Raw genomic sequence first — 12479 nt, forward strand, 5'->3', positions numbered from 1 at the left:
TGGTATCAGTCTCGCATCGGCCGTCTGCGAGACTGCCGGGCATGGACGCGTTGCTGGAGGGTCTCGATCCGGAACAGCGCGCAGCGGTCGAGGCTCCGCGCGGCCCGGTGTGCGTGCTGGCGGGTGCCGGCACCGGCAAGACGCGCACCATCACGCACCGCATCGCGTACCTCTGCCAGCGCGGCCACGTCGCTCCGTCGCAGGTCCTGGCCGTGACGTTCACCAAGCGCGCCGCGGGGGAGATGCGCACGCGGCTGCGCTCGCTCGACGTGCACGGCGCGCAGGCCGTCACGTTCCACGCCGCCGCGTCGCGCCAGCTCCGCTACTTCTGGCCGCGCGTCATCGGCGGCCCGCGCTGGGAGCTCGTCGACCAGAAGATCCGCGTCGTCGCCCGCGCCGCGAACCGGCTGGGCATGCCGACCGAGTCGGACGCGCTGCGCGACCTGACCAGTGAGATCGAGTGGGCGAAGGCGTCGCTGCTGACGCCGGAGGACTATCCGGTCGCCGCTGCGCGCGCCGCGCGGGACATCCCGGCGCCCGCCGAGCAGATCATGAAGCTCTACGCGACCTACGAGCAGCTCAAGACCGAGGCGCAGCTGCTCGACTTCGACGACCTGCTGCTCTACACGGCGGGCGCGCTGGAGGACAACGCCGAGGTCGCGCAGGAGTTCCGCGACCGCTACCGCTGCTTCGTCGTCGACGAGTACCAGGACGTGACGCCACTTCAGCAGCGCGTGCTCGACTCGTGGCTCGGCGGCCGCGACGACCTGACGGTGGTCGGCGACGCGAACCAGACCATCTACTCGTTCGCGGGCGCCTCGCCGCAGCCGCTGCTCAACTTCGGGCGCCGGTTCCCCGAGGCGGTCGTCGTGCGGCTGGAGCGCGACTACCGGTCGACCCCCCAGGTCGTGGCGCTGGCCAACGACGTCATCAAGTGGGCGCGCGGACGCCCGGCCGGCTCGCGGCTCAACCTGGTCGGGCAACGGCCGGAGGGCCCGCTGCCGCGGTTCCACGAGTTCGACGACGAGCCCGGCGAGGCCGACGCGGTCGCCGGTCGCGTCAAGGCGCTGCTCGACGAGGGCGTCGCGGCGTCCGAGATCGCGATCCTCTACCGGGTGAACGCGCAGTCCGAGGTGTACGAGCAGGCGCTTGCCTCGCTCGGCATCCCGTACCTGGTGCGCGGCGGCGAGCGGTTCTTCGAGCGCGCCGAGGTGCGCCAGGCGATGATCGCGTTGCGCACGGCGGGAGAGGCGGACGGCAGCCTGCCCGAGGTCGTCCGCTCGGTGCTGGGCCGCGTCGGCCTGACCGACGAGCCGCCCACCGGTGGCTCCGCGCGGGAGCGCTGGGAGTCGTTGCTCGCACTGGTCGAGCTGGCCGAGGAGTTCGCCGCCGCCACACCCGAGGCCGACCTGCCGCGGTTCTGCGTCGAGCTGGACGTGCGCGCCGAGGCGCAGCACCCGCCGACCGTCGAGGGCGTGACGCTCGCGTCGTTGCACGCGTCGAAAGGCCTCGAGTGGGACGCCGTGTTCCTCGTGGGCCTCGTTGAGGGAACGATGCCGATCCAGTACGCCGACGGCGACGAGGCGAAGGTCGAAGAAGAACGCCGCCTTCTGTACGTGGGCGTGACACGAGCGCGTGAGCACCTCTGGCTGTCGTGGGCCTTGGCGCGCGCCGCCGGCGGTCGCAAGTACCGCCGCCGTTCGCGCTTCCTCTACAGCCTCGTTCCGGAGAACCACCCGGCCGCGCGTGTATCCGGCGGCGCCCAGCGCCCTCCTCTGATGAAGAAGGAGAAGCCGACCTGCAGGGTGTGCACCGCGACCCTGGTCGACGCGCAGGCCGTCAAGCTCGGTCGTTGCCGGACCTGTCCGTCCGATGTGGACGAAGAACTGCTCGAGTCGCTGCGTCAGTGGCGTTCGGTGCGGGCGCGGGAGCTGAAGGTTCCCGCGTACGTGGTCTTCACCGACGCGACGCTCATGGCGATCGCCGAGCAGCGCCCCACGGACACGGCGGGACTCGTGGCGATCTCGGGCATCGGGGCCTCGAAGCTCGACAAGTTCGGCGACGACGTGTTGGGCCTGGTCCGAGCCGGTGTCGGGTACCCCGCCACCTGATCGGGACAAGTTTCGTTAAATAGGTTGCGAGCCCGTGGGACGGGGTCATAACCTGCTCATGCCGGGTCCGGAGGACCCGTCTGGGGAAGAAGAACTACTACTACACAGCTCTCGATCGCAGAGCTCTCTTGTTCGGAGGAGGTGGCCCGTTGTGAAGATCTTCAGCATCTCGCGCGCGCTCGGCCTCCCGTTGACCGAGGGCATCTGCACGTCCGCATCCGCTCAGGCCATGTGGCAGAAGTCTGCCCACAAGCCAGTGGCACTGCTGGGCCGTGAGCGCGGCACCGGACTGCTCATCGAGCAGCCGATCGTCCTGCCCGCCGTCGATGACGTTGACAACTACACGAATGCGCCGTCCGCGCATCAAGTGAGAAGGCTCCTGCCGACCCCATAGGGGTCGAAGGACCACCAGGCTCACGAAAGCCGCGGACTCGCACAGAGTCCGCGGCTTTCGTGTTTTTGCAGTACCCCACACAAGGAGAAAACCCTGATGTTGACCGCGACTGTCCCGCTCACCGGCGAGACACTTCCGGACCTCGCGGAGGGGCTCGACATCCCCTGCCGCACCCACAACCCCGACCTCTGGTTCGCGGACGCGCCGGCCGACCTGGAGAAGGCCAAGTCCTTCTGCGGGACCTGCCCGGTCCTGGCGGAGTGCCTCGCCGGTGCTCTCGCCCGTCACGAGCCGTGGGGCGTCTGGGGTGGAGAGATCTTCGAGCGCGGTGTCGTCATCGCGCGGAAGCGGCCCCGTGGCCGTCCGCGCAAGGACGCGGCAGTTGTTCCGGCCAGCAGGACGGAGTCGGCGGCATGAGCACCGTGCAGCTCACCCACAACGCGATCACCGCCTACCGGAACGAGGGCCTGACTCCCATGTCTCTGAACGAAGAGCTCGTGCGAATACGAATACAAGAAGCCCAGAGGTTCGCTGAAGAGCAACGCCTGGCGAACCGCCTCGCGTCAGCGCAACGTTGGCGCAGGTTGTCGCGATGGGCGGGACGCAGAGCGGCTCGCTTCGACCTCTGACAGTCTCGAGCTGAGGCCGTCATCCACGAGAAGGTGGATGGCGGCCTCGGCCGTTCCTCCGTACCGTCCCCCTTGTGCCGCACCACACTCACGACGGAATCGACTGGTCAGCCAGGCTGCACGCCATGAGGCGCTACGGCTCGCTGCAGGCGGAGGCGCTGACTGCCGTCGCACGCAGACTCGTCGCACCCCTGCCCGACTCGCCCGTCGTCATGGACGTCGGCTGCGGCGCCGGCTCCATGAGCGTGCCCCTGGCCGCGGCGCTGCGCGACCACGGCGGCGGCGTCCTGGTGCTGGTCGACGCCACACCCGAACTCCTCGACGCGGCCTGCACCGCGGCGCGCGCCGAAACCGACGGCGCCGTCTCGGTCAAGCCGGTCCTAGCCGACCTGTCCGCGGAAGACCCGCTGTCCTTCACCGGCCCGGTCGAGCTCATCTGGGGCTCCCGGGTCGTGCACCACCTCCCTGATCAGCTGCGCGGCATGAAACGCCTGGTCTCCGCTCTGGCCCCCGGCGGCTGGCTGGCCCTGGCCGAGGGAGGCCTGGAAACCCGCTTCCTCCCCTGGGACCTCGGCGTGGGCGAACCGGGCCTGCAGGACCGCATGGCCGCGGCCCGCGCGTCGTGGCTCGTGTCGATGCGCGAGAACATGACCGGCACGGTCCGCCTCCCGGTCGGCTGGAACGTCGCCCTCGCCGACGCCGGCCTGGGCGAGATCAGCGCCTTCAGCTTCGTCGTCGACCACCCGGCCCCCGCCAAGCAACTCGTCCGCGACTGGGCAGTCGACCGCCTGACCTGGCTGACCGAGGTCACCGGCCCGTCGCTGCACCCGGCCGACCGCGCCGCGCTGAAGCGACTGCTCAACCCCTCCGACTCCGAGTACGTCGGAGCGCGCGAGGACGTGTTCCTGCTGGAAACCGACACCGTGCACGTGGGACGGCGCCGATGACCTCCTGCCACAGATGCGGGCGGTCGCGGTCCTCCGTTTCCGACCTGGAGTTGCTGGCCTGGTCTTCCGAGCGGACCGGTGGGACGGTCCGGTGGTTGTGCCACGTGTGCGCCAAGACCCACGTGCGGGACATCGAGGGGAAGCTGCCGGACGAGTACTGGCGCTGACCTCGGGGTTGGGTTGAGGGTGGCCGGGCCGGATTCGACCGGGTCGATGGGCTCGGTGAGCTGGGTTGGCTCGGGTTGGCTGGGCAGGGTGATGGCTTGGCTGGGCGGTGTCGGGCTGGGCTGGACAGGGTCAGCTGGGTTGAGCGGGCCGCGTCGGGTTGACCGGGCTGGGGCTCGATGGATTGGCGGGTCGGGCGCGGCGGGAAGGCCGGGCCGGATTGGACTGGGTTGATGGGCCCGGTGAGCCGGGTTGGCTCGGGTTGGTTGGGCAGGGTGACGGCCTGGCTGGACAGGGTCGGCCGGGTTGAGCGGGCAGCGTCGGGTTGACTGGCAGTGGCACGCAAGGTCGGGTCGGTTGGGCAGGGCTCGATGGACTGGCTCGGGTCGGGTCGGTCGGGCCCGGCGGGAAGGCCGGACTGGGCTCCGCTGGCCGAGCTGCCAGCGGTCTCGAGACCGGGCTCTGGCCGGTTTCAGGAAGGTCGGCGTCGAACTCGGGACGGCCTCAGACGAGGCTCGGCGCGACCCTGTCAGCGCGCGCTGTCAGCGCCCTCGGGCGTGCTGGCTCAAGGCTCGTCCCGGGTCGGGTACAGGTGCCGTAAGACCTTCCTGACCAGTGCCGTTCCCCGTCGGCTGCACAAGCGCAGCTCCTCCTGCAGATCGCCCGGTGTACACAGCCGGGCGTCGACCACCGCGTCCAGCAGCGCCACGATCGCGTGCGGGTTCTGCTCTCGGCGGGCCAGGTCCATCGTGGCTCTGGCCGGCGGGGCGAGTCGCAGGCCGTCGCGATGGACTGCCGGGGGCAGGCGGGTGGTGCGTTCCAGCAGGAGCCACGGGTGGGAGCGGCGGGCGTTGCTGCCTGCCAGCACGTGGACGTGGCGGGGGAGCGGCAGCCGCGCGCCTTGGCGGGCCAGGGCGTCGGCGCCCGTGATGATTGACGACGGGCCCGCGAAGGACTGGACCGCTCGGAGCCGGTCCAGGCGGGTCGGTGGGGACGGCTTGGTCAGGACCACGCCGGGGAGCAGGTGCTGCCAGGGGCCGGCGGGCGTGCAGGCGCGGTGGATCTCGCGCGAGGAGAGTCCGGATTCGCGCAGGTCAGCTGTGGTTGCGATGTGGGCCATGGGGTAATCGTGGCCCAGCGGTGAGGGGTGAGAAGAGGGCTGAGGGCAACCTGTGGACAACTTCGGCGACGTTCACCCGGACGTGTCTCCCGCCGCATCCGGGCAGCCGAAGTCCGCCCGGTCGTGTCGCTCGTCGAGCCCGTGCTGCAGGGGTTCGCCCGGTCGTGTCGGCCGTCGAGCCTGTATTGCCGAAGTCCGCCCGGTCGTGTCGCTCGGCGAGCCTGTGCTGCAGGGGTCGGTCCGGTCGTGTGGGCCGTCGAGCCCGTACTGCCGAGGTTGGTCCGGTCGCGTCAGCCGTCGAGCCCCTACTGCCGAGGTCGGTCCGGACGTGCCGGCCGCCGAACCCAAGGCGGCCGATGTCCGACTGAGTCAGTCGTCGAACCCCGGCTGCCAGCGCGCCACGATCTCGCGAGCCGTCACGTGGGCGTCCAGCTGGCACAGGATGCCGGTCGCGCCCAGCGTCACGCGGTGGATCAGCAGGTACTGCGGCGGCAGGTTCAGGGACCTGCCCGTCTGCGAGTCCGGGCTGCGCAGGTCGCCGACCCGCTCCGCCTGCGACTGCAGCCAGCGCCGCGTGAAGTGGAACGACTCGGTGCGCAGCGGCTCGACGAAGGGCGCCAGGTAGCCGAGGACGTCCTCGCCGTGCAGTTCCATGCCCTCGCGGATGAAGTTCTCGGTGCGCAGGAGCTCGACCAGGTCGGCGGAGCGGCCGTCGAGGGCGAGCCTCGTCATCAGGCCCAGCGTCTTGGGCAGGCCGTCCGGGAGGCGGGCGACGGCGCCGAAGTCGATCACGCGCAGCCGGCCGTCCTCGCCCAGCATGAAGTTGCCGGGGTGCGGGTCGGCGTGCAGCAGGCCGGAGCGCGACGGGGCCGAGAAGTGGAACTCGGCGAGCAGCTGGCCCGCGCGGTCGCGGTCCTCCACCGCGCCTTCGCGGATGATCTTCGACAGGCCGACGCCGGAGGTCCACTCCGTCACCATGACCTTGGGGGCCGAGGCGATGACGCGGGGCACCACGACGTGCGGGTCGTCCTCGAAGGCCTTGGCGAACGTGCGCTGGTTCGCGGCCTCGTCGCGGTAGTCGAGCTCCTCCAGGTACCGGTCGCGCAGCTCCTCCAGCAGGGGGCGCACCTCGGCTCCCGGCATGATCGCCTGCAGCAGCCGCGAGAACCTCAGCAGCTGCTTCAGATCGGCGCGCAGGGCCTCGTCGGCACCGGGGTACTGGACCTTCACCGCCACGTCGCGGCCGTCGTGCCACACCGCGCGGTGCACCTGGCCGATGGAGGCCGAGGCGGCGGGGTCGTCGTCGAACGCCTGGAAGCGCTTGGTCCAGGACGCGCCGAGCTGCTCGGCCAGCACGCGGTGGGTGGTGCGGGCGGGCATCGGCGGGGCCGCGGTCTGCAGCTTGGTGAGCGCCTCGCGGTACGGGGCGGCGAGCTCGTCGGGAACGGCGGCCTCGAACACGCTCAGCGCCTGGCCGAACTTCATCGCTCCGCCCTTGAGCTGGCCGAGCACCGCGAAGACCTGTTCCGCCGTTTTGGCCGTGACCTCGGCGTTGACCTCGTCGGCGGCGCGTCCGGTCAGTCGCTTCCCCCAGCCGCCCACCACCCGGCCGGCCACCCCGAGCGGGAGGCTCGCCAGCTTGGCGGTGCGCTGCACTGCCTTGCGCGGAATCTCGGTCACTCGGCCATGTTATGTGCGGAGCACTGACAGTCCGGGTGCGGATACCAGCTTCGCCTCTCAGCAACGCCTGCCACCAGGTCGAGCTCGAGCGTGGCGTTGACCACGGGCGGCGGGGCCGGGTCGCGGCCGCGGAGGTAGACGAGCGACTCCAGCACCTGCACCACGGCGAGCGCCGCCGTTCCCGTCGCGAACAGCACGTCCGAGGACGCCGGCTTGGCCACGAGCTGCACCGCGATGGCGGGCCAGGCGGGGTCGTGGTCGGTGCGGTGCAGGTCCGCGCAGTTCAGGCAGCTCGTCCGGCCGGGCAGGACCAGCGGTCCGACGATGCCCACACCCTCGCGGACGCGCACGGCCAGGTGCGGGGTGCGGGAGGCCATGAGGGCGCTCACGGCGGTCGGATCGGGCACGAGAGTGGCCGCGAGGACGACCAGATCGGCGTGGTGGGCCAGCCGGACGCTCGATTCCGCTAGAAGCGAAGTAATTGAAAGTGCAAGGTGTCCGGCGCCCTGGACGGCGACCGACGAGCCCGCCGCGGGGAAGCCCGTGTCGAGCAGTCCGGCGTCTTGAAGTGAGGTGAGAACTTCACCCAGCTGGGTGGGGTCCTCGCCTCGGGATTTCAGTCTTTCACCCAGTTCAGCGACGGTGTGGCGGCCGTCGAGGGTGATCAGTTCGTCGACCAGCGCCTCGGGCAGCGAGTCGATCACCACGGCGTGCTTCGGGTCGGTTCCGACCTGCACGGCGCCGGGGCCGCGGCGCACCACGGCGAGTCCTGGACGAACGCGGGGTCTGGGGTCCACAGAGGAGAGACTGGCAGGGGGCGAGGCCCCCTGCCAGCGGAAACGTCAGACCTTGGCCTTGCCGAGGATCCGCGTCATCTTCGTCCCGCAGACTGGGCAGGTGCCCTTCGCCATGCGCCGGCCGTTGGTTTCCTCGACCTGTCCGTCGAAGTCGCGCTTCTCCCGACACTTGACGCAGTAGCCGTTGTAGGTCTCGGCCACAGCCCCTCCCTTGCAGTTGTGAGTGCGGACACACTCGGGGACCTTGGCGCGACCGTACCTCCGCGAGGTGCGGATCCCGCGCATGTCGTTCCCGCGCGTGTCCAGCCGCCGTTCGGTGGAACTTCACCCGCCGGGTGCCCGCCTGCGGCCGGTTGGGGGCGGAAAATTGTCGGTGCCGACGTTTACGGTGACTGCATGGCCGAACCGCGGGTGGAGGTGCGGCGGAGCTCCCGGCGCCGTCGCATGGTCAGCGCGTACCGGGAGGGCGACACAGTCGTCGTCCTTCTGCCGGCACGGATGACCAAGGGGGAAGAGAAGCACTGGGTGGCGGAGATGTTGAGCCGCCTCCAGCGCAGTGAGACGCGCAGGAAGTCCCCTGCGCGCACGTCGGACGAGGCGCTCATGTCGCGCTGTGCCGAGCTGTCGGCGCGCTACCTGGACTCCCTCGCCGACCCGGTGAGCGTGCGCTGGGTGCCGCCCATGCGCACGCGCTGGGCGTCGTGCACGCCGACCGAGGGCACCATCAGGGTGTCCGAGCGGCTGCGCGACGTGCCGCCGTGGGTGCTCGACTACGTGCTGGTGCACGAGCTCGCGCACCTGCTCGTGCCAGGGCACGGCAAGGACTTCTGGGAGTGGGTCCACCGCTACCAGAAGACCGAGCGGGCCATGGGTTACCTGGAGGGTCTCTCGGCCGCCGCAGGCTGGGGGATCTCCGAGGACTGACGGAACCACGACGCGAAGAGCCCAGGCGAGGGTGTGCTCGCCGGGCTCTTCGCATGTCCGCCAGCGGGAGGAGTCAGCCCGCGTGGGGCTTGCCGCCGTCCTCGGGCTCGTCGTTCTCGGGCTTGTCCGTCTCGGCGGGCTTCTCGCCGCTCTCGCGCATGGTGCGCTCCAGCTCGGCGATCGGGTCCTCGAGCGCCTTGCGCGTGTTGGTCAGGCGCTCGGCGAACTCCAGCGGGTCGTCGAGGTCCTCGGCGGTCGGGACGAGCTCGGCGTGCTCCCAGATGCCGTCGCGCACCTCGACGCCGTGCTGGTCGCCGACGAGCTTCCACAGGGCCGAGGCCGCCCGCAGCTTGCGCGGCCGCAGCTCCAGGCCCACGAGCGTCGCGAACGTCTGCTCGGCCGGGCCACCGGAGGCACGGCGGCGGCGCAGCGTCTCGCGCAGGGCGGGGGCGCCGGGCAGGCGTTCGGCCACGGCGGCGTCGACTACGACGTCCACCCAGCCCTCGACCAGGGCGAGCAGGGTCTCGAGGCGGGTCAGCGCCGCCTTCTGCTCCGGCGTGGTCTGCGGTTCGAGCAGGCCGGAACCCATGGCCTCCTCGATCGAGGCGGGGTTCGACGGGTCGATCTGGCCGGCGAGCTGCTCGAGGGCGGAGGTGTCGACCTTGATGCCCTTCGCGAACTCCTCGACGGTGTCGAGCAGGCGCTGCCGCAGCCACGGCACGTGCGTGAAGAGGCGCTGGTGAGCGGCTTCGCGGGCGGCGAGGAACACCATCACCTCGGACGCCGGGCGCTCCAGGCCCTCGGTGAACTTCTCGATGTTCGCGGGCAGCAGCGCCGCGGTGCCCTCGGGACCGAGCGGCAGGCCGACGTCGGTGGAGGTGAGCACCTCGGAGCCGAGCTGCGCCAGTGCGTTGCCGAGCTGCGAGCCGAACGCCATGCCGCCCATCTGGCCGAGCATCGCGAGCAGCGGGCCGGCCGCCTGCTTGGCCTCGGCGGGCATCGCTTCGACCCACGCGCCGGACATGCGCTGCGCGACCGGGTCGCAGAGGCGCTGCCACGTCGGGATGGTGCGCTCGATCCAGTCGCGCGCGGTCCACGCCTGCGTCGTGCGGCTGCCGGCGGGCAGTGAGGTGACCGGGTCGAGCCACATCTCGGCCAGGTGCACGGCGTCGGTGACCGCGCTCGACTGGTCGGCCGCGAACCCGATGGTCGTCGAGGTCGAGGACAGCTGCTGGAACGCGATCTGCTTGGCGAGGTCGTAGTTGACCGGCCCGCTCGACGTCCCGGCGCTGCTCAGCATCGAGCCCAGCTGGCTCAGCATGTTGCCGAGCTGGCTGAAGTCGAACGGGTTGTCTCCCGGCTTCCCGCTCTTGTCATCGGGGTCGTGCGGGCTGAACCCGAACGGCACGTCACTCATGCCTCTACCGTACGCGGATCGACATGGTCGTACGCTGTTCAGCCGTGAGTGAAACCGTCACGACCGCACCCGCGCCAGCGCCCCCGCCGAGGGAGCGCGGACTCACCCGCCGGACGTGGACGCTGGTCATCAGCTTCCTCGTGGTGGCGGCACTCGGACTGCTCGGCGGTTTCGCCAGAGTCCCGTACGTCGCGCTGGGCCCCGGCCCGACCTACGACGTGCTCGGCAAGGTCAAGGACACCGACGTGGTGGCGGTGGACGGCCAGAACACGTTCCCCACCAACGGAACCCTGCGCATGACGACGGTCTCGCTCACCGACGACGTGTCGTTGTTCGGCGCCCTCGGCCTGTGGCTGTCCGGCCGCTACGCCCTGGCGCCGCGCGAGGAGTTCTTCAAGCCCGGCGAGTCGGAGGAGGAGGTGCAGAAGAACAACGAGATCGCGTTCAGCGAGTCCCAGACCTCCGCCGAGGTCGCCGCGTTGCACTTCCTCGGCTATCCGGGCAAGGTGATCGCGAACCAGGTCACCAAGGGCAGCCCGGCCGACAACGTCATCCCGCTCGGCGCGCGGATGATCTCGGTCAACGGCAAGCAGGTGCAGAGCGCCGCCGACGTGAGCGCGGCCCTGGAGAACACCAAGCCCGGTGACCGGATCGAGGTCGCGTTCGAGAAGGACGGCACCTCGAAGTCGACCCAGCTCACCCTCGGCACCCGCGACGACGGCCGCCCCGCCGGCTTCATCGGCATCTCGCCCGTCGACCGCGCCGACGTGCCGTTCAAGATCAAGATCAGCCTGTCCGACGTCGGCGGCCCCTCGGCCGGCCTGATCTTCGCGCTGGCGATCGTCGACAAGCTGACGCCGGGCGAGCTGAACGGCGGCAAGGCCATCGCGGGCACCGGCGAGATCGCGGGCGACGGCACGGTGAAGCCCATCGGCGGCATCGCGTTCAAGATGGTCGCCGCCAAGGAGGCGGGCGCGACCGCGTTCCTCGTGCCGGCGGCCAACTGCCAGGACGCGAAGCAGCAGGCGCCCTCGGACCTCAAGCTGATCAAGGTCGAGAACCTCAAGGACGCGGTGTCGTCGCTGGAGGCGCTGAACGCGGGCAAGGAGACGCCGGGCTGCTGACCGGCTCGGACCTCGGGGACCCCGCGTGCCACTCGACGGGGTCCCCGATTGCGTTCGGCTTCATCGGCGGGGGCGGGTGCGCCCGGCTCGGCCAGCGGGCGGGTCCGGCCGGCCGGCGAGGCGGCATCGCCGACGGCGAGACGGGCGCGGGTCAACCGGTCGGCTTGGTCGACGACCGCTTGCGGACCGCTCGGCTGGGGTCCGGACGCGGCTGTTCAGCGAGGCGAACGGCACCGCTGGCCGGCCTGCTGACGCCTGCGCGCGGGGGTCCGGGCGCGCTTTCGCAGGGGTACCCCCGAGCTGGGAACCCCTGCGTTTCAACGTACTCAGCGGGTCCGACAAGATCGGGAACGTGCGGTTGCGCGGGTGGTCGGGCGCGGTCCCGCGGTCCGGGTGGAGCCGTCCACTCAGGCCGTTCGGTCACGGGTGCGCGGCGCGCCGGCACGTCGTGCGCGGCCGGCCGGTGTCCGCTCGCCGCGAACAGTGCGCAACAAGATGACAACCCCGGCACGGTCGCGTGCCGGGGTTGTGCCAGCCTGGGGACGTGACGACTAGGGCCGCAGCGTGGCGAGCAGGGCGTCGGTGAGGTTGGGCGCCAGCTCGGGGTGCTCGACGACCTCCTCTGGCACCTCGACCGTTCCGCGCAGCCTCAGCACGCAGGAGACGGAGCCGTCGCGCAGCACGGCGGCCACCAGGCGCGCCTCGCGGCGTGAGGGGTGCTCCGCGGCGAACCTGCGGGCGGCCTCGTCGTCCAGCTCGCCGTGGCTCAGCTCGGTCTCCGCCTCCGGGGGCAGGACCACGATCTCCTGGGCCAGGGCGCACCCCGTCACGGCCGGGGGCCACTCGATGCCCGCCAGCGCGTCGCCGAGGTCGCCCTCCAGGGCGTCCTGGGCTATCGGGGTCAGCGGGCTCGACTCCGGGTCGAGCTGGTCGGCCAGCTCCGGTTGCTGGGTGAGCAGGTCCGAGGTGGCCACTAGGGCGAACAGTTGCGGTGGCTGCTCCCAGCCGCCGGACGCTACGAACTGCTCAACCTCACGGGCGACCGTGGGGAGGATGACCGCTGGCGTTTCACTCGCTGACACGCGTGTCATCGTAAGACTGCGGACTTCACGGGAACCCAGGGCGTCGTCCGTAGAGTTGGACTAAACGTACGTATCGATTTACCGCGATC

Annotated in this window: 13 protein-coding genes; 7 read left to right on the plus strand and 6 right to left on the minus strand. The window is 71.0% G+C overall.

Going from position 1 to position 12479, the window contains the following annotated elements; genetic code table 11:
* The first annotated feature begins 41 nt into the window (after window positions 1-41).
* From ACFWV3_RS04485 to ACFWV3_RS04505, 5 genes are all read left to right on the plus strand, one after another.
* Complete coding sequence (locus tag ACFWV3_RS04485; protein WP_382408215.1) at window positions 42-2111, plus strand: ATP-dependent DNA helicase UvrD2; 2070 nt, start codon at window positions 42-44, stop codon at window positions 2109-2111.
* Between the two features lie 151 nt (window positions 2112-2262).
* Entirely contained in the window at window positions 2263-2505 is a 243-nt protein-coding gene (locus ACFWV3_RS04490) for a hypothetical protein (protein WP_382408217.1), read from the plus strand.
* 96 nt (window positions 2506-2601) lie between these two features.
* Complete coding sequence (locus tag ACFWV3_RS04495; RefSeq protein WP_035911966.1) at window positions 2602-2922, plus strand: WhiB family transcriptional regulator; 321 nt, start codon at window positions 2602-2604, stop codon at window positions 2920-2922.
* A 337-nt stretch (window positions 2923-3259) separates the two neighbouring features.
* Window positions 3260-4081, plus strand: a complete 822-nt coding sequence (locus tag ACFWV3_RS04500) for a class I SAM-dependent methyltransferase (protein ID WP_382408220.1) — start codon at window positions 3260-3262, stop codon at window positions 4079-4081.
* Window positions 4078-4248, plus strand: coding sequence for a hypothetical protein (locus ACFWV3_RS04505; protein WP_382408222.1), 171 nt, complete (start codon window positions 4078-4080; stop codon window positions 4246-4248). The genes ACFWV3_RS04500 and ACFWV3_RS04505 overlap by 4 nt, the downstream gene beginning before the upstream one ends.
* A 563-nt stretch (window positions 4249-4811) precedes the next feature.
* Here ACFWV3_RS04505 and ACFWV3_RS04510 read toward each other — a convergent pair.
* From ACFWV3_RS04510 to ACFWV3_RS04525, 4 genes are all read right to left on the minus strand, one after another.
* On the minus strand, window positions 4812-5366 hold the full coding sequence (locus ACFWV3_RS04510; protein WP_382408224.1) for a hypothetical protein: 555 nt from the start codon (window positions 5364-5366) through the stop codon (window positions 4812-4814).
* Between the two features lie 369 nt (window positions 5367-5735).
* On the minus strand, window positions 5736-7046 hold the full coding sequence (locus ACFWV3_RS04515) for an ABC1 kinase family protein (protein ID WP_382408226.1): 1311 nt from the start codon (window positions 7044-7046) through the stop codon (window positions 5736-5738).
* Window positions 7043-7843 (minus strand): hypothetical protein, encoded by an 801-nt coding sequence (locus tag ACFWV3_RS04520; RefSeq protein WP_382408228.1) that lies wholly within the window; start codon window positions 7841-7843, stop codon window positions 7043-7045. The genes ACFWV3_RS04515 and ACFWV3_RS04520 overlap by 4 nt, the downstream gene beginning before the upstream one ends.
* Window positions 7844-7888: 45 nt before the next feature.
* On the minus strand, window positions 7889-8044 hold the full coding sequence (locus ACFWV3_RS04525) for a DUF5679 domain-containing protein (protein WP_176946781.1): 156 nt from the start codon (window positions 8042-8044) through the stop codon (window positions 7889-7891).
* Between the two features lie 195 nt (window positions 8045-8239).
* On the opposite strand from ACFWV3_RS04525, the gene ACFWV3_RS04530 reads away from it, so the two are divergent.
* Entirely contained in the window at window positions 8240-8767 is a 528-nt protein-coding gene (locus ACFWV3_RS04530; RefSeq protein ID WP_382408230.1) for a M48 family metallopeptidase, read from the plus strand.
* A 73-nt stretch (window positions 8768-8840) separates the two neighbouring features.
* Here the strand turns inward: ACFWV3_RS04530 and ACFWV3_RS04535 are convergent, their stop codons facing one another.
* A complete protein-coding gene (locus ACFWV3_RS04535) occupies window positions 8841-10184 on the minus strand; it encodes a zinc-dependent metalloprotease (RefSeq protein WP_382408232.1) in 1344 nt (447 codons plus the stop codon).
* 44 nt (window positions 10185-10228) lie between these two features.
* Between ACFWV3_RS04535 and ACFWV3_RS04540 the strand changes: the two genes are divergently transcribed.
* Window positions 10229-11308, plus strand: a complete 1080-nt coding sequence (locus tag ACFWV3_RS04540; RefSeq protein ID WP_382408234.1) for a PDZ domain-containing protein — start codon at window positions 10229-10231, stop codon at window positions 11306-11308.
* A 551-nt stretch (window positions 11309-11859) separates the two neighbouring features.
* Here ACFWV3_RS04540 and ACFWV3_RS04545 read toward each other — a convergent pair.
* Complete coding sequence (locus ACFWV3_RS04545) at window positions 11860-12399, minus strand: PPA1309 family protein (RefSeq protein WP_382408236.1); 540 nt, start codon at window positions 12397-12399, stop codon at window positions 11860-11862.
* Window positions 12400-12479: the final 80 nt, after the last annotated feature.

Origin of the sequence: Lentzea sp. NPDC059081, assembly GCF_042738015.1 — a bacterium.
Lineage (GTDB): Bacteria > Actinomycetota > Actinomycetes > Mycobacteriales > Pseudonocardiaceae > Lentzea.

What these genes read in the sequence shown, in the direction of transcription:
- ACFWV3_RS04500 (WP_382408220.1), top strand. Translation starts at nt 3,260, where the DNA reads ATGAGGCGCTACGGCTCGCTGCAGGCGGAGGCGCTGACTGCCGTCGCA.
- ACFWV3_RS04505 (WP_382408222.1), top strand. Translation starts at nt 4,078, where the DNA reads ATGACCTCCTGCCACAGATGCGGGCGGTCGCGGTCCTCCGTTTCCGAC.
- ACFWV3_RS04545 (WP_382408236.1), bottom strand. Translation starts at nt 12,399, where the DNA reads ATGACACGCGTGTCAGCGAGTGAAACGCCAGCGGTCATCCTCCCCACG.
- ACFWV3_RS04495 (WP_035911966.1), top strand. Translation starts at nt 2,602, where the DNA reads ATGTTGACCGCGACTGTCCCGCTCACCGGCGAGACACTTCCGGACCTC.
- ACFWV3_RS04530 (WP_382408230.1), top strand. Translation starts at nt 8,240, where the DNA reads ATGGCCGAACCGCGGGTGGAGGTGCGGCGGAGCTCCCGGCGCCGTCGC.
- ACFWV3_RS04485 (WP_382408215.1), top strand. Translation starts at nt 42, where the DNA reads ATGGACGCGTTGCTGGAGGGTCTCGATCCGGAACAGCGCGCAGCGGTC.
- ACFWV3_RS04535 (WP_382408232.1), bottom strand. Translation starts at nt 10,184, where the DNA reads ATGAGTGACGTGCCGTTCGGGTTCAGCCCGCACGACCCCGATGACAAG.
- ACFWV3_RS04510 (WP_382408224.1), bottom strand. Translation starts at nt 5,366, where the DNA reads ATGGCCCACATCGCAACCACAGCTGACCTGCGCGAATCCGGACTCTCC.